Genomic DNA, 16,550 nt, shown 5'->3' with positions numbered 1-16,550 from the left:
TTTATTATCTTGGATTTAATTTCATGTTTGGATTAAACAGCTGGGTTTGTAAAGGAATCTGGAAGGTATATTTCAAACTGCCTGGCGTTAGGGTTTCAAATACTGTAGTGCCATTTGGCGCATAGCGAAGCACTGGCTGCATTCTGTTTTCTTTGTCCAGACGTTTCATATCACTCCACCTCAAACCTTTGAAAGCCAGTTCTCTTCGGCGTTCCAATAAAATCATACGCAGCGCATCTTCCTGATCTGCTGCTTCCAGCGGCTCGTAAGCTTCTTCTGCGATGCGGTTTACGCGAATGGTGTTATTCAGGATGTCCATCCCTTCGTCAATCGCTCCGCTTCTAGCCAGACACTCTGCTTTATTCAAATAAATTTCAGCGTAAGTAATGCCTCGGTTTGGATTATAATTGGCATTCTGAAAACTAACTACACCAGCATCAGTTGCGGTAAAAAGCTTCATGCGCAAGTCTGTACTTTGGTCGAACTTCGCCAATAGCTCATTTGAAAACCTATATCTGGAATTCGTAGAGTAGCGCAAAAACAACTCCTCCGGACTCACATTCGTTTGCGGAAGGTCATTCGAAGAGGCGTAATCGTTATAATTCAGCAAAACCGCATTTCCACTGGCAATCACGAGATCCGCATATTTTAAGGCATTCGGATAATCACGCATGCTCATATAAATACGCGACAGCATTCCATAAGCCACATTTTTAGTGATCCTGGTTTTATTGATATTCTGGTTCGGCAAATCTGGAATCGCTTTTAGAATGTCTTCAATTAGCTGATCATAATGCGCTTTTAAGGAAAGGCGCTCTGGAAGTGGAACGTTCTGATCTGTAGAAACTACGAATGGCAATCCTAAATCTGTTGTTGCGGTCAGGGGATCGTATGCCGGTGAAAAAAGGCTCAGCAAATGAAAATATGGAAAAGTCCGCGCCACCAATGCTTCCGCATAAATCTGCTTGCGTTTTTGAGGAGTACCATCGGCAGCATTAAGGACACCCTCCACAATCACGTTTAAATTGCTGATGTTGTTATAATAATCCGCCCAGGCTGCTGGCCTGCTTTGTGAGTTGACATCTAAATAGGTCTTCCAGAAATAGAGATTCGCATCAATTGACGTTTCTGTCTGCGGTGTAAAAGTCACATTGCTGAGGTCATCATAAGTAAAAATCGTACTCGAATAAAATGATCTGGTGATGTTAATATCATCCAGCATCAACTCATAATCATTAGTTTTTTCAGGAATAATAATTCCAACAGGCTTTACATCAAGAAACTTGCTGCAAGAGGCGCTGATCATCACAGTACAAAGGAGTACCACAGTATATATCTTGTTCATTTGATCTTTAAAAATTAGTGGTTAAAGAAAAAGTATAAGCAGGCACTACACCAAAGCTGCGCACACCACTTCTAAAATCGATGGTTTCAGGATCTACGTCATTTCCGCTAAACACATATTTATAGGGATTCTGAACTTGAATGGACAGCTTTGTTTGATCTAAGCCCAGTTTTTTAGAAACCTCCGGCTTCACTTTATAGGTCAGGGTTACATTGCGCAGGGCGATGAAATCCATCTTTCTCACAAACTCAGTAGCATAGGTATAGCCATTAATTGCTGCATAGTCGAAATAGTTTTCGGTGCCATAAACAGGAATTCCAGGCATACGCGTAGTTAACTCATCCCCTGTCTGCTTCCAGAAATCCTGTGCGCCATTCATTGGCCTGAACGCATTATAGTTTGGTGGAGCAATCCTGGCTACATGGCCACCATAGTACATGAACAACATCGACAGGTCAAAATTGCCCATCTTAAACTGGTTGGTTAAACCTAAAACATACTTAGGATCGGTTGTTCCTGCATAATGAAGTGCAGATAAAGGAATATCCACCACATCACCGAAATTGTTTCTCAAAATTACATTGTTGCCATTTCCATCATCCACCATTGGCTGTCCCAATTCATTCAATCCTTTATAGTTATAGGTGAAGATGGCGTTCAATGGGTACCCTTCTACACTTTGTCCGCCATTTACCTGGTTGAAGGTGGTTGGAGCAGTGTTTACTCTATATTTTAACACTTCATTCTTGTTGAAAGAGGCAGTAAGCTGAGTACTCCAGGAGAAATTGTCGTTCAGTATATTTACACTTCTCAGGTTCAGCTCTAACCCTTTATTCATGATTTCCGCGTTGTTCACCAACTGGTTGGAGAAACCTTTTGTGGCATCGGTAGCGAGGTAAGAAAACACATCTTCTGCGTGTTTGATATAGTAATCCACGCTTCCTGAGATGCGATTCATACCCAGTCCGAAATCAAGTCCGAAGTTGTAGTTTACAGTTTTTTCCCATCTTAAACCACTGTTTGCAGGGGTCTGTACGTAGTAACCGATGATGGGTTCCGGCTGCGCCTGACTATTAATTCTGTTGTTCAGAATGTTATAAGGGCCGCTTAATTTGATAATGTTACCATTGTAACCAGTCGCCACTCTTAATTTAAGCTCATCTAACCAGGAAACATTTTGCAGAAAATCTTCTCCCTTAATGTTCCAGGCAGCTCCCGCCGACCATAATGGGGTGTATCTGAACTTTGGATCAGAACCAAATAAATTAGATTGGTCGATCCTTAAACTACCGGTCACACTGTATTTTTTGTTAAAAGTATAAGCACCATTTGCATAAGCAGACACAAAACGATCGTCGCGATAGGTCTGGTTAAAGAAGTCACTGTAGGCAGAGTAGTCGCTCAAGTAACCCGAAAGTGGAATCAGCTCATACATATAATCCGGCGCGAAATTGTAGTTCCCTAACAACCCGGCATCAAATGGTTTAGAGGTTAAAGAGCGATCATCATAACCAAATAAAGTATTACGCTCGGTACGGTATGTCAATTTACGCTGTTCTACACCCGCCAGGAACGACAAATCATGGTTATCGTTGATCAGCTTGTTATAAGTTGCCTGTGCCCTGATCGTGTAAGTCTCGGTTGTATAGTTATTGGTTTGTTTTGAACCGCCTTTAGGAATTCTAAATTCTGGTCCGTTCTGTCCGGCTTTAGCAAAATAGTTTAAGCGCATTCTATTTTCATAGGCAGACTCCGAGGAAATGAAATTATTGGTGCTTAAGCCTTTTTCAAAGGCACCACCAAATTCGATATTCAGGTCTTTTGTAATTTTCGCTTTAAGGTTTCCCTGAAAACGGAAGTTATTACTTCTAGTCTCATTCTTATAATCTATAAAGTCGTTATAAGGGTAGTAATTGCCGTCGTACAGTCCCATTGCGATATTCTGCTGGTTTTTCTCTGCATTTATACTGCCATAACTGCCATCATATCCGAAATATGGACTGTTGCTGTAAGGTCTCAAAAAGGTGGCAATTGCAGTTCCGTTGGCATCCAAAAATCCTTCATATGGTTTTATGGCCATATAATCAGGCGTATTAGGACTATGATCATTGGAATTGGAATATACCCCTTGAACATCCAAACTCAGCACTTTTAGGAAGTCCATCGAACCGCGATAGGTTAAGCTGGTTTTATTAAAGGCTGCACCTTTTACCAGCTGGTCATTATCTACACGATTTATACCGAAGAAATAAGTCGCATTTTTAGTACCGCCGCTGGCGTTTAAATCCAATGCCCTTAAATAACGGTTCTGCTGAAATAGATTTTGGTACGCTTTGGTATTGTCGTAGGCTGCGTATTGATTGAAGATCGCATCTGCTGCTTCCTGGCTGATGACCCCGTTCAACAAATCATCCACAGCAGCATAAACCGGTGTATAAGTTCCACCTTCCAGGTCAAAATTCTCCTTGGTCATGAAGTTATTGACGATGTTGTTCTTCGCCAGACTGGCTTCCAAATCAACAAATCCGCGGCCAGACAATAAATCTAGCTTCTTAAAATTAGGCTTTGGTTTAAAGGATACGGTGGAGTTGAGCTGAAACTTTGGTGCGCCTTCTGTTCCTTTCTTGGTCATGATAATGATCACGCCATTGGAGGCACGGACACCGTAAATAGCCGCAGCGGCCGCATCTTTTAATACCGTTACCGACACTACGTCGTAAGGATTGATCGACTCCAGACTGATTTCAGTCGGAAAACCGTTCAACACAATTAAAGGAGATTTTACCGCATTGAAAGTAGATACCCCGCGAATGCTGATCGGACTGCTGTCTTCACTGCCCGAAGCATTTACATTCATCACTAATCCGGCCAATTTACCTTCCATGTTTTCCAGCACGTTGCTGTTTACCGGAATGCTCTGCTTGTAGTCATCGCCAGATAAGGTTGCAAAAGCACCTGTCAACTGCTGGCGTTTGATTGTCTGATAACCATTGCTGACTACCTGTACCTGATCCAAATTCACCATGCTCGGTTTTAGCGAGATCTGAATGTACTTTGAACCTTCCACTTTTACTTCCTGGGTTTGATAACCGATATAGGAAATGGATAGCAATGAATTTTCAGGAACGCCTTTCAGCATGAAGGAACCGTCAGTGCCCGCACTGGATCCAATACTGCTGTTTTTTACGCGAACTACAGCACCTGGCAAAGGATTACCCGACTCGTCAGTCACCTTGCCTTTTATCTCTAAAAGCACCACAGTAAGTTCAGGATTCGCTCCTATTTTTGCCTTGATCACAATGGTTTTCTGGTCGATCACATAGGTCAGCCCATAGTTTTTAAGCGATTTTTCCAGCACTTCTTCTATTGGCGTACTGTTAAAATTCGCGTTCATTTTCCATTGCTGATCTACCTGCTCTACAGACCACAACACATTGTATCCGGTCTGTTTTCTAATCTCGGTGAACAGCTGTTCGAGCGAGATGTTGTTCTTTGTTAGTGATAATTTTTGCGCAAAGCCGTTGGCACTCACCTGCATAAAAGTGGCCAGAAGAATTACGCTCATCAGCTTCAATCGCATAATTATTTGTGTTTTATCTGCAACCATTAGCCGCCGGAAAACCGGCGCACAGCGCAGTATGATTTTAGTATAAATTTTATACATTTATAATCTTGTTTATCGTGAAAAATTCTACAGTAATTTTTTCCGGCGCATAGCCATCAGGTTAAACAAGCATCAGAACGGAGGCGTCGGAAGCGCCTCTGTTTCTATTCAGCTGTTTAGCCCCTCGACCAATTAAGGTCCAGATTCGCTGATTTCTTTTGTCATTTGTTGTTTGGTTTGGTTAATAATTATTTATAAGCAATAACGGTTCTTCCCTCGATTTTAAACTTCACATTTCCGGTCAGATCCAGCATACGTAATACGTCTGCCAGATTCTGAAAGCGGTCTACGGTTCCTGCAAAACGTACGCTTTTCAGCTCCTCATTTTTAAATTGGATTTCAATATTGTACCAGCGCGATAGTTTTCGCATGATGCTGCCCAGTTCTTCGTGTTCAAATAAGAAATAACCTTCTTTCCAGGCCAGGGCTTCTTCTAGCTGGGCTGGTGCCAGAGAAAGGCTGTTACCATTGGCACTAGCTTTTGCATCGGCATTGTTGTTGGTATTGGTATTTGTCAGCAAAGCCTGCTGTCCGGGCTTAAGCATCAGGTGCTTTCCTGATTTTAGATCAGTTACCCCAACAGATCCTTCCAGCAGTGTGGTGACTACTTTCGCCTCTTCCGGATAACTGTTGATGTTAAAATGTGTACCATATACTTCCACCTCCTGCTGGAGACTACGGACTTTAAAAGCCTTGCTTTTGTCTTTCGCCACTTCAAAATAAGCTTCCCCTGCTAGTTCTACCATACGTACTCGCCCATCAAATGTCAGCGGAAATGTGAGGGTACTGGCTGCATTCATCCAGACCTTTGTACCATCCGGCAGCATGATTTTATATTGCCCTCCTTTAGGAGTCATGAGCACATTCGAACCTTTAATCTGGGACTGGAGCTGCTGCGCTACAGGTTTGTATACTAGAAAACCGTCTTTAGTTTTAGAAATTCCATTGGAACGGAATTTTGCCTCATCTCCGGTTTCCAGGTCTGCCAAACTAAACTTAGTACCATCTGCCAGGGTTAGAAAGGCCTTTTCAGTTCCAGGCTTCACTATGGACACCAGCTCTGATTTTTGAAATTTATTTGAAGAATTGACATAAAAGAAAAGGACTGCCGACAAACTGATGAAGACTGCCGCAGCACTTATTTTTAGCCATAAAGGGATTAGGTTTGGCTTCAGCTTGACCGATTTATGTTCTTCATCAGGGCTGGTCCTAACTGCTGACATTATATTTTTCAGCATCGCCTGACTTTCCTCCTTTTTAAAAACAGGAGTTCTGGATTCTGGATTTGCCCAGAGTTCTTCCGTCAACTCCTCAAATTCTGATTCATTGGCTGGATCGGTTAACCAGCTCAACAACTCCTTTTTTTGTAGGTCGCTGATGGTATTCGCGCGTTGTCGCGCCCGTAGATAAACGATTCGTAAATTCATTATTTGTCCCTGTCTAAACATAAAGACACCGAAATTATAGAAAAGTGGATGTCAGCGCAGAAAATTATTTTTGCATAAAACCCATCATCATCCAAAGTGTGAGATAAGAAAGATGCATTTTGACAAAAGTAGTCACACTTTTTAAAGCCAGCTGCTGGTACTTTTTCACGGAATCTGGACTGATCATCAACTGAGCCGCGATTTCATGGTTTTTAAGTCCTTCCATTCGAAGTCGGAATACCCGCTGCTGTTGTGGAGGCAGTTGAACAGTGGCTTTTTCAATCACCTGAAGGTAATCCTCTTTATCAATCTCGCTTTGCTCCTCTCCAGTATTTGGAAATAGTGTATTGTATTCCGTTGCTTTTTGCTGCTCTCGCTGTATCTTTCTAATGCAGTTTAAAGTGTAGTTTTTACTCAAAACAAACAGGTAGGCATCAAATTTCTGTATTTCTAACAGCTCCTCCTTCTTCTGCCACACCTTGATAAAAATATCCTGTACAATCTCCTGAGTCAGTTCCTTATCGCCTATAATAGAAAATACAAATCCCGAAACCTGCTGCTGGTAATCATCAAACAACTTCGAGAAAGCATCTTCATCTCCGGCAGCTACTCTGCGGAGTAAAAAGACATCATTAGGAATAGAATTTAGTGACAATGCTTTTTTTTAAGCCCTAAACTTATGAAATTCTTTTGGATGCCGCATAAAACAATCCAATTTATAAGGCTCATAAAACTTCCTATAGAACAGATGTAGGCTATCGCTTGTTATTCTAAAAACACTGACGCATTGAGCTAAAGGCTGTATTTTTTTCTATCTTTTTAAGACCGGAACATTTAGGCTACAAGAAAATACGTCATATTTATAAAAAAAGTTCCCAATAAATGACATTATCATCAAAAATTTTAGACCTTATTCCTGTGGCCTGTTTCCATCTTGATGAGCAGGGCTGCATTGATTATGTCAACTTTCATACCGAAACACTTTGTGCAAAAAAAAGAACTGAATTATTGGGATTCAATTTCTGGGAAGTGTTCCCAGCCTGGAAATCCAGCCCAATGTTTCAGGCATTGGAAAAGACTAGCGCTGAACAACAACCTATTACTTATGAGTTTTTTTCAGACCTAGGGTCTGAATGGATCAAACTAACCGCAAGCCCTGAAGAAGATGGCATTATTCTCGTGTTTAATCCTTCTATTTTAACAGAAGAACTAGATTCTAGGAGTGTTGCATTAAAAAAATCGGAAGAACGATTTCGGGTTTTCGTTAGCGCGAGTTCAGATATGGTCTATGAGATGAGCGCAGACTGGGCTCAGCTGTATCAGCTTAAAGGCAAAGAATTTCTGGCTGATACCGAAGAAGTGACCAGCGACTGGATCCAGCAATATATACCTGAAAAAGAACAGCCCAGGGTTTTACTGGCGATAAAAGAAGCCATCGACAATAAGGCTATTTTTGAGCTCGAACATGAAGTTTTAGCTGCTGACGGCAGTATTGGATGGACATGTTCGCGCGCCATCCCTATTTTGAATAAACAAGGTGAAATTATAGAATGGTTTGGAACGGCGAAAGACCTGACTGCCATCAAGGAAGCGGAACGCAAAATCCGTTATATGGAAATATGCCAGCAACAGGAGATTGTCCGGGTCACTTTAAATGCCCAGGAAGAAGAACGACGCCGGGTTTCAGAAAGTCTTCATAACGGATTAGGGCAATTACTATACGCGGTTAAACTGTCCATAAATTATTTAGGCTTTAACACGGCAACCGATACTCCTGAAGAATTCAATACTGCCAAAAACTATACCTGCGATTTGCTCAATGAGGCGATAAAGGCCTGTAGAACGCTTTCACACGAGCTGATGCCAACAGTGCTGGCCGAATTTGGCTTAAAAGAGGCTTTATCTGACCTATGCAACCAGATGAACGAGGAGATTACTTATAAATGCCATGTGGAATTGGAGGAGATCAATTTGGATAAGTTTATGGAAATTGCAGTGTTCCGAATCGTTCAGGAATTGGTGTTCAATGTAATTAAACATGCAGAGGCAACGCTATTATCTGTAGATGTGGTGATTGAAAATGATCTTATGGTCATGAGAGTAAAAGATAACGGTCGGGGATTTCCAATTGAAAAAGTACAGGATTCTGGGATTGGCTTGTCCTCAATCCGTGTAAAAACCGCACTTTTAAATGGAACCTTCCAACTATCCTCCATGCCAGGACAAGGATCAATTATTGAAGTTAAGATTCCATTAAACCTGATCAATGATGTTGTTTAAGCATTTCATTCTGCTATCCTTCTGCCGTTCTCCTATTATCCTTTCGAATAAATACAGCTTTTAGTACGTAAATATTTCTGTTCGCCTTTGACAGCTAGCATGAGGCTGAAACAGCTGAAGAGTTCAGAAGGAATCCACAGATCATGGGATTGAATTACAATAAAAAATTAGCTACATTACACGCTTTTTAGATCAACCCATCCAATAGAAACCACAATTGAATAAGAAGACAAGAGACATCCTCACCATAGGCTTTGCCCTTTTCGCCATGTTCTTCGGAGCAGGCAATTTATTACTCCCTCCCTATATTGGCATACAGATAGGAGACCATGTTTGGGTCACCATCCTGGCATTCGGACTGACGGGTATTTTATTACCCTTCCTCGGAATCCTTTCCGTAGTTAATGCAGGAGATAAATTCGAAGACCTGGCAGCTAAGATTCATCCACTCTTATCGCCCATTTTAGGAACTGTGATCATGCTCTGCATCGGCCCGCTGATTGCCATTCCACGCACCGCAGCTACGACTTATGAAGTGGGTGTTTTACCCTCATTTCCAGCATCTAGTCCAATCGTGACTTCCATTCTCTTTTTTGTGGTGACCTGGCTTTTAACCATCCGACCTTCTCGGGTCATAGATATTATCGGTAATATACTGACCCCTTTACTCTTAATTTTACTCATTGTATTGATACTGACAGGTATATTTTCACCTACGGACAGCTATACTGAATCCGCACTAAGCAGTGGTCAATCGTTCAGATTAGGTTTTATTGAAGGTTATCAAACCTTAGATGTTTTGGCTTCCGTGATCTTCGCCGGGATTATTATTACCGCATCTAAAGCAAAAGGATATGAAAACGCCCGTTCAAAAATGCAGGTGGTGATTACCGCTGGCGCACTTTCATCCGCATTCCTATTTATTGTTTACGGTGGACTGATTTACCTTGGCGCTACTTCCGGAATCGCAGATACTTCCATCAAGCGTTCTGAGCTCTTACTGCGAATCTCCCATTCCATTTTGGGGCCGTATGCAAACATCGCGATTGCCATCTCCATTGCGCTTGCCTGTTTGACGACTTCAATTGCACTGGTTGCCGCTTTTGGGACCTTCTTTTCTTCGCTTAGCAAAGGGAAATTAAGTTATAAACTGTTGGTGACCGTTTGCTGTGCAGCCTCCTGTCTACTTTCGATTACCGGAGTGGATAACATCATTAGTTTCGCGTATCCGATTTTAAGTTTCGTTTATCCCATTACGATCACACTGGTGCTTTATTCAGTTTTCTTTGGCTCGATCGTCAAAAACCGAAAGCCATATATTTATGCTTTACTGGCTTCAACGACCATTGCCATTCTTTATTTACTCAAACACTTCTCGCTACTTAGCGAAAGTACGCTTGAAGTATTAAATTACATTCCACTTTTTCCATATGAATTAGGTTGGGTGATCCCTTCTGCGATTTGCTTCTTTGCAACCTGGGCAATCGCTGGCTCAGGAAAGGAACAAGACCTGGAGTAATTCTCGTATAAAGTATTGCCGCTCATAAAGCATTATCAATGAGCAGGCTGTTTCAAAATAAAACAAAAGACAAGGCTCAGTTAAGCTGAGCCTTGCTTTTAAACAAATTGCGATCTCAATGGTTATTCGTATATAAATACATGAAAAATGAATTTAAACAGCAGTACATCAGCGCATCATAAGCCAGAGATTTACGTAGTGGAGGACAATCAGGACATCGGTTTTATCCTTGAGTATGTACTTACAGAAGAAGGATTTCAAGTGAAGCTTCTGAGTACCGCAGCAGAATTTAAGAGCGCTTTCAAACTTGCATTACCTGATATTTTCTTGCTGGACGTGATGCTGCCCGACGGAAATGGAATAGCGCTTTGTGATCAAATCAAAAAAGATTTACGCTCAAAACAGCTTCCGGTATTGATCATGTCGGCCAATGCAGACATTACTGCTAGTCAGGCCTGCAATGCCGACGAATTCATTCCTAAGCCTTTTGACTTATCGAATTTAATCGCTAAAATCAAACACCATTTGCCAGCAGTATACCTAGACTAACCTTCAGGCAGGCTGGATTGCAACGTAATCTCCCCCGCTTTCACAGCGCTGCCAGTTACGTTCAGTGCTATCGATCCTGCCTTTTTGCTCGACTGTACCAGTACTACCAGTTTCCCGCTGAAAAGCTTCATGGTTGGCAATTCAAAGCTTTCCAGAGAAGTCGCATCACCATTACATGCTGCTTTGAATACACCTTCGCCAGTCACCTTAAATTTAAGCTGTAATGTTGCCGTCGGACAAGGGTTGCCATCTTTATCCAGCACAGATACCGTAACATAGGAAATATCCTTTCCATCAGCAGTAATTTGGCTCCTGTCTGCTTCCAGAACGATCCTATCCGGTTTCCCCGCCGTCACCACTTTTTCTTCCGCAACAGCCTGACCAGCGGCATCAAAAGCCACCACTTTTAACGTTCCTGGCGCATATTTTACGTCATTCCACATTAATCTATAACGATCCTGAGGAGTAGCTTTATTCTTTTTCCTGATCCCTAGACTTTTGCCATTCAGGAACAGCTCTGCGCTATCGTAACTGGTGTACACAAATACCGGTGTAGTCTCTCCTTCCCTGCCTTCCCAATTCCAATGCGGCAATAGATGCAGGGTAGGCTTTTCCTTATTCCATCGACTTCTGTACAAATAAAAGCGATCTTTTGGTAAACCGGCAAGGTCGCTGATCCCAAAATAAGAACTTCTTGATGGCCAGTGCTCATCATAAGGTGTGGGTTCTCCCAGGTAATCAAAACCTGTCCAAACAAATTCACCAATTACCCAGGCTTTATCATCCTGTAACACAAAATCATCATCAGGAAGGTTAGACCAGGAACAGCATTCCATATCATAGGACGAACTTTGCAAGTCCGGGTATTGTTTGTCTTTGGCCATCACCACCGGAAACTTATAAATCCCCCTTGAACTCACCGTGGACGCTGTTTCTGAACCTAAAATAAAGCCTTGTGGAAAAGCCTTATAGGCGTCTTCATACAGATGAACCCTGTAATTTAAACCCGGAACATCCAATAGCGCGCCAAATCCAGATTCCATGGTGGCCTTCACCTGATCCATGCCTACGGTAACTGGCCTTGTTGGGTCTTCCCTGTGAAAAATATCCTGCAGCCATTTGGCCCGTTTCACCCCTTCTGCGCCCCATTGATCAGGAACTTCATTACCAGAACTCCACATCACAATACTCGGATGGTTCCGGTTGGCCCTCACCAGGTTTACTACATCTTTCTCCGCATCAGTATCAAAATAAAGGTGGTAGCCATTTTCAACTTTCGGCTTTGCCCATTCGTCAAAACTTTCTGCGAGGAACATAAAGCCCATCTCGTCGCAGAGTTCCAGCTGTTCCGGTGAAGGCATATTGTGAGAACTCCTGATCGCATCGCAGCCCAGGTCTTTCAGTATGGTCAGCTGTCTGCGGAGCGCTGCTGTATTAATTGCGGCACCTAAAGGGCCGAGATCATGGTGCAGACAAACGCCTTTAAATTTACGTACCTGGCCATTCAAGCTAAACCCTTTATTGGCTTCGTAACGGATCTCCCGAATGCCAAAACGGGTCTTCACTTCGTCTTTTAGCACATCACCCTGGTATATTTTAGAAACAGCGGTATACAAATAAGGACTTTCAGGACTCCATAATTTCGGTGTTGCAACTTCAATATTCTGGTCGAACTCATTTCCAAATTGCTGCTCCGTACTTTCTGAGGCAACAACTTTACCATCTGGATCTATGATTTGTGTTTGGATGCGTAAGTGATCTCCAGTTAACCTGGTCTTGATGTTTACTTTTGAAAATTTCTCGGTGATCACTGGAGTAGTGATAGAAACACCCCACTGTTCAATGCTTTTTTCGTCCTTTACGATCAGGTGCACATTGCGGTATAAACCAGCTCCAGGATACCAGCGCGAAGATTTCGGGCGATTCGACAAATGTACCGCCAGCTGATTGATTTTACCCGGCAAAGCCTGATCCGTCACGTCCAGATAAAAGCTATTGTAGCCATAATTCCATTGCCCTACCAATTTTCCATTCAGGAATACTCTTGGTTCGCTCATTGCGCCATCGAATACCAGCAAAGTCCGCTGCTTTTGTGATAAGGCGGGAACTTTGAAGCTATTGCGATACCAACCTTCTCCGGTATAAGGCAGCGCGCCAGTCCTCCCCGTCTTTTCTGTAGCTATCTTTTCTCCATTCTGAGTAATGGCCGTTGTTTGTTTGTCGATCTCTTTATCGAATGGACCTGAAATTGCCCAGTCGTGAGGAACTGTGACGGTTTTCCAACTTTTGTCGTTGTAATCTTTTGCAAAGGCCTGGTCATTTTTACCGCGGTAAAATTTCCAGTTGTCTGTCAATTCAATTTCTACTCTATTTTGGCCATAAGCAGATAAGGTTAGCAAAAAAGATGCGGCCAGCACCTTCAACCAGGATAAATTATTTTTGGGGATGATCATAAAATTAATACATGGATTTACTTAAAATAAATGGTCGAGATTTCCAGTCCTTGCTGAAAGGTAACTTCTACTTTCTCTGTCAGCTTCAGATCGAAATTTGCAGTGTTTGAAGGCTGAGCATAGAGCGGTCCAAAACCTGGATACGGTCTAGGCAATAGCAATTGCGCAGTCTGTTTTAAAGTGTTCAAAGGTACTTTTATCGCTTTGAAATCTGCGCCAAGTTCTAATTTGGCAGCGAAAAACTGACCGTTTACATCAATCAGGCCAATCTGGATGCTGTTAGTACCTGGCTGGGTAGATCTTGCCTTGATCACCAGGGTATCTACCCTCGCTAGCTTTGTGGAACCTGCTGATTTCATGCGATCGCCATAATAAACCTGGAATCCCAGCATCGGGATCTCTTTATGCAAAGACATATTGACATCTTGATGTACAGGCGTACTTTCTTTAAGCTCTGGCATATTGAATCTCACAAAATGATCTCCTGCTGCTGCGTTCTGGATCGGACGATGTTTCCAATCTGGATTATAAAGCATGATCCGATCAGTATCCTTATCGGCATTGAACAGCTCAATTACAGGGCTTTCCGTATCTTTAGGCGCTACAAATTCACCCAATTGTATATTTAACCAGTAACTGTCCGCATTTAAAGTACTGCTTACATTTTCACGTGTTAATAGATATACTCCAGGACTGATCTTAAACTCCCCCAATACTGATTTTCCGGTGGTTTCATTGCCCTTATTTAAACCTTTAATGGCAAAACCAGCCCCAAGATCCGGCAATTGTAAATTCATATCGTGTTTTGCCCAGCTGATGCCTGTGACCATTTTATCAGCAGAAGTCCGTTCAAAAGGATCGCTTAAATACACTGCGTCGGGCATGACCTCTAATCTCCATACGCCATTAGCAATCCGGTCTACAAAATAAGCCCCTGTTCCGGTATACTGGACCACAGGAGAACTACCAACTCCAGCGATGTGCTGCAGATTATTCAGATCAACAGGTTTGGCGCTGGTGGTGTTGGAATAATAAAACTCCCGATCCGTATTCATTTCAGTCCTTGAAGCAGCATAGCTTAGTCGGAAAGGCCCAAATACGCTATCAATGGCTTGTGGCTTTGACCTTGGCAAGGTATGGAAAGCCTTAGAAGCGATCAATAAACTAATGCTTTTTGAAGGTGTGTAAGCCATGTTCAAATAATGGGTCTGATATTCCGTATTCCCATGCGCTGTAGCCATCGGATCGTATGCAAATTGGGTGGCCCATTGAAAACCTGCAACCCTGAAACTTTTGGCCATAGCCGGATACATATAGGAATCCAACACATCTCCGGCATCAAACTCATAGACGATCTTCGCGCCTTTCTTAAAAGCTGGAATCGTATCAAAAGGAATGTGGTATCTGGAAACATGAGGCAGATAATTTCCTTTCAAAGTATGCCCGGACACCAATCCTGTAGGATACCACTGGAAAGTATAGCCTTGTACATCCTTTGCTTTTACAATCGCATCTGCATATTTCGGAGACTCGCTGATGTTATAAAATATAGGTTTAGACCAGCCTGTTGAGCGAATCGCTTTTACCATGCGGTTCACATATTGTGTGGTCAACTCCTTGGCGCCGCTATGCTGTGGCTCATTGTTGACCTCAGCTGCAATCACGTCCGGATCATTCTGATAAGTTAGCCCGGTGTATGGATTTTTATGCTGAAAAAACTGTTTCAGGTAACGTTCTTGAGCTAAGAATGCAGCTTCCTCCACCAATGCCCTTTGCTTTCCATATTTACTGGAGAAGCTGCCCCTATCCTCGTCCTTTTCAGGATATCCATTTCCCCAGAAAGCGATTGGGGTGATGAGGGTTTTAATCTTTCTTTTTTTTAGCTCTGCAATCAGAAAATCAAACAATCTGAGGTGCTCGTTATTGATCAGATTCCCAAGGCTATCGGAGATTTCCACATCCCATACATGCACACGGAAAGCATCCAATCCCAGACGCGAGAAATGGTACACATCGTCTTTGATCGCCTGTTCTACAGAAATACCGGTTCGCTGAATGGAACGGTAACCGTAAGCAAATGGCGCGGTATAATTGACGCCGAAAAAACTGGCTTCGGTACCATCTTTCTCCCACCGCATCACTCCACTCTTATCGACAAATATCCCAGATTTCGCCTTTTTACTCTGGGCATAACCAGAAAGACTCATTGCCGAAATAAAAAGAAAAACTAATATCGCTCTAAAAAACATCATAAATTCTTAAGGTAAAAAGGCATCCATCGCTATAGTTGGCTTGCCGCTATCGTCAAAAGCGCCAAGTTTGTAGCCATTCCAACTGTTGTAAGACTGGGGCTCCCAGTAAAATACGCCTAGACCTTTCTGGTTGGGCAAGGACTTATTTTTGGCGATCAGATCAGTGATAAAAGCTTTCGAAGCTGCTGCTTCCGAGGCAGGCATCCCAATCTCGCAGATCATCACTTCTGAACCGTAACGGCTAACCATATCGTTCATATTGGCCAGACATTGGGTGTTCTTAGTTTGCCAATCCGCTGCTGTAGGATACAAAGACATTCCGATCACATCCCATTTGGCACCATTGCTCTTTAAGCCGTCGAACATCCACCTGAACAATCCGTTGTCATAACCATTGGAAAGGTGCACGATGACTTTAGAGCTTGGGTTTACCGACTTCACCGCATTGTATCCTGCAAGGACCAGGTCTGCAAAGTTTTTCATGTTGACAGATGCTTTACCTTCTTCCCATAACATGCCATTATTGGTTTCATTGCCCACCTGTACCCATTCTGGAACGATCTTGTTGTTTTTCAAAAGGGTTAATACTTCCACCGTATGGTTGGTCACAGAGGCCTTTAAAGCTTCCAGGTTCTGTGTTTTCCAGGCTTCAGGTTTGTTTTGCTGTCCTGGATCCGCCCAGCTGTCGCTGTAGTGAAAATCAATCATCAACCTCATATTGGCGGCCTTTACGCGTTTCGCTTTAGCCAGCACATCGGCCATTCCCGACCAGTCTCCGGCTGGGTTCAGCCATACCCTTAACCTCACTGCATTCAGGCCCTTATCGCCTAGAATTTTCAGTAAATCCTGCGCCACACCGGCATTGTTATAAAACTTCTTTCCTGAAGCTTCCATTTCTGTTAGCCAGCTCACATCTGCCCCTCTGGCATAACTTCCCGGAGGTTCAGGTTCAGGATAAATCTGTGTAGCACCCACAGTGCTTTCTTTACAGGCCACACCGATCACGATCATGGTAAATATCAGGGCTAACCATTTATTTGTTTTCATTGCTTCGTCTTTTT

General features: G+C 42.8%; 10 protein-coding genes. 3 read left to right on the top strand and 7 right to left on the bottom strand.

Annotated features, from left to right (window positions below; genetic code table 11):
• Window positions 1-4: 4 nt before the first annotated feature.
• The 4 genes from H9X96_RS04075 to H9X96_RS04060 all read right to left on the bottom strand — a co-directional run bounded on the left by H9X96_RS04075 (window position 5) and on the right by H9X96_RS04060 (window position 7,091).
• Window positions 5-1,345 (bottom strand): RagB/SusD family nutrient uptake outer membrane protein, encoded by a 1,341-nt coding sequence (locus tag H9X96_RS04075; protein WP_187665068.1) that lies wholly within the window; start codon window positions 1,343-1,345, stop codon window positions 5-7.
• A gap of 7 nt (window positions 1,346-1,352) precedes the next feature.
• A complete protein-coding gene (locus tag H9X96_RS04070) occupies window positions 1,353-5,009 on the bottom strand; it encodes a SusC/RagA family TonB-linked outer membrane protein (RefSeq protein WP_187665067.1) in 3,657 nt (1,218 codons plus the stop codon).
• A gap of 188 nt (window positions 5,010-5,197) precedes the next feature.
• Window positions 5,198-6,436, bottom strand: a complete 1,239-nt coding sequence (locus H9X96_RS04065) for a FecR family protein (protein ID WP_187665066.1) — start codon at window positions 6,434-6,436, stop codon at window positions 5,198-5,200.
• A 64-nt stretch (window positions 6,437-6,500) separates the two neighbouring features.
• Window positions 6,501-7,091: an RNA polymerase sigma factor gene (locus H9X96_RS04060; protein ID WP_187665065.1), complete on the bottom strand. Its 591-nt coding sequence runs from the start codon at window positions 7,089-7,091 to the stop codon at window positions 6,501-6,503.
• A 227-nt stretch (window positions 7,092-7,318) separates the two neighbouring features.
• On the opposite strand from H9X96_RS04060, the gene H9X96_RS04055 reads away from it, so the two are divergent.
• The 3 genes from H9X96_RS04055 (at window position 7,319) to H9X96_RS04045 (ending at window position 10,784) form a co-directional block, all read left to right on the top strand.
• Window positions 7,319-8,716 carry an ATP-binding protein gene (locus tag H9X96_RS04055; RefSeq protein ID WP_187665064.1) on the top strand — a complete coding sequence of 466 codons (1,398 nt, stop codon included), beginning with the start codon at window positions 7,319-7,321 and terminating at the stop codon, window positions 8,714-8,716.
• A gap of 217 nt (window positions 8,717-8,933) precedes the next feature.
• A complete protein-coding gene (gene brnQ / locus H9X96_RS04050; protein ID WP_187665063.1) occupies window positions 8,934-10,235 on the top strand; it encodes a branched-chain amino acid transport system II carrier protein in 1,302 nt (433 codons plus the stop codon).
• A 147-nt stretch (window positions 10,236-10,382) separates the two neighbouring features.
• A complete protein-coding gene (locus H9X96_RS04045; protein ID WP_187665062.1) occupies window positions 10,383-10,784 on the top strand; it encodes a response regulator transcription factor in 402 nt (133 codons plus the stop codon).
• On the opposite strand, the gene galB is transcribed toward H9X96_RS04045, so the two are convergent.
• Genes galB through H9X96_RS04030 form a run of 3 tightly spaced genes read right to left on the bottom strand, consistent with a single transcriptional unit; the run spans window position 10,781 to window position 16,536 of the window.
• On the bottom strand, window positions 10,781-13,237 hold the full coding sequence (gene galB, locus H9X96_RS04040) for a beta-galactosidase GalB (RefSeq protein ID WP_187665061.1): 2,457 nt from the start codon (window positions 13,235-13,237) through the stop codon (window positions 10,781-10,783). The genes H9X96_RS04045 and galB overlap by 4 nt on opposite strands.
• 17 nt (window positions 13,238-13,254) lie before the next feature.
• Window positions 13,255-15,489, bottom strand: a complete 2,235-nt coding sequence (locus H9X96_RS04035) for a membrane or secreted protein (RefSeq protein WP_187665060.1) — start codon at window positions 15,487-15,489, stop codon at window positions 13,255-13,257.
• 6 nt (window positions 15,490-15,495) lie between these two features.
• Window positions 15,496-16,536: a glycosyl hydrolase 53 family protein gene (locus H9X96_RS04030; protein WP_187665059.1), complete on the bottom strand. Its 1,041-nt coding sequence runs from the start codon at window positions 16,534-16,536 to the stop codon at window positions 15,496-15,498.
• Between the last annotated feature and the right edge of the window lie 14 nt (window positions 16,537-16,550).

Source organism: Pedobacter sp. N36a, from assembly GCF_014472395.1.
Classification (GTDB): Bacteria; Bacteroidota; Bacteroidia; order Sphingobacteriales; family Sphingobacteriaceae; genus Pedobacter.
Note: the sequence above shows the minus strand (reverse complement) of the source record. Positions and strands in the feature narration are given on the sequence as shown.

Coding starts and splice junctions, on each gene's coding strand:
- H9X96_RS04030 (WP_187665059.1), bottom strand. CDS start 16,536: ATGAAAACAAATAAATGGTTAGCCCTGATATTTACCATGATCGTGATC.
- H9X96_RS04075 (WP_187665068.1), bottom strand. CDS start 1,345: ATGAACAAGATATATACTGTGGTACTCCTTTGTACTGTGATGATCAGC.
- H9X96_RS04070 (WP_187665067.1), bottom strand. CDS start 5,009: ATGTATAAAATTTATACTAAAATCATACTGCGCTGTGCGCCGGTTTTC.
- galB (WP_187665061.1), bottom strand. CDS start 13,237: ATGATCATCCCCAAAAATAATTTATCCTGGTTGAAGGTGCTGGCCGCA.
- H9X96_RS04055 (WP_187665064.1), top strand. CDS start 7,319: ATGACATTATCATCAAAAATTTTAGACCTTATTCCTGTGGCCTGTTTC.
- H9X96_RS04065 (WP_187665066.1), bottom strand. CDS start 6,436: ATGAATTTACGAATCGTTTATCTACGGGCGCGACAACGCGCGAATACC.
- H9X96_RS04035 (WP_187665060.1), bottom strand. CDS start 15,489: ATGATGTTTTTTAGAGCGATATTAGTTTTTCTTTTTATTTCGGCAATG.
- H9X96_RS04045 (WP_187665062.1), top strand. CDS start 10,383: ATGAATTTAAACAGCAGTACATCAGCGCATCATAAGCCAGAGATTTAC.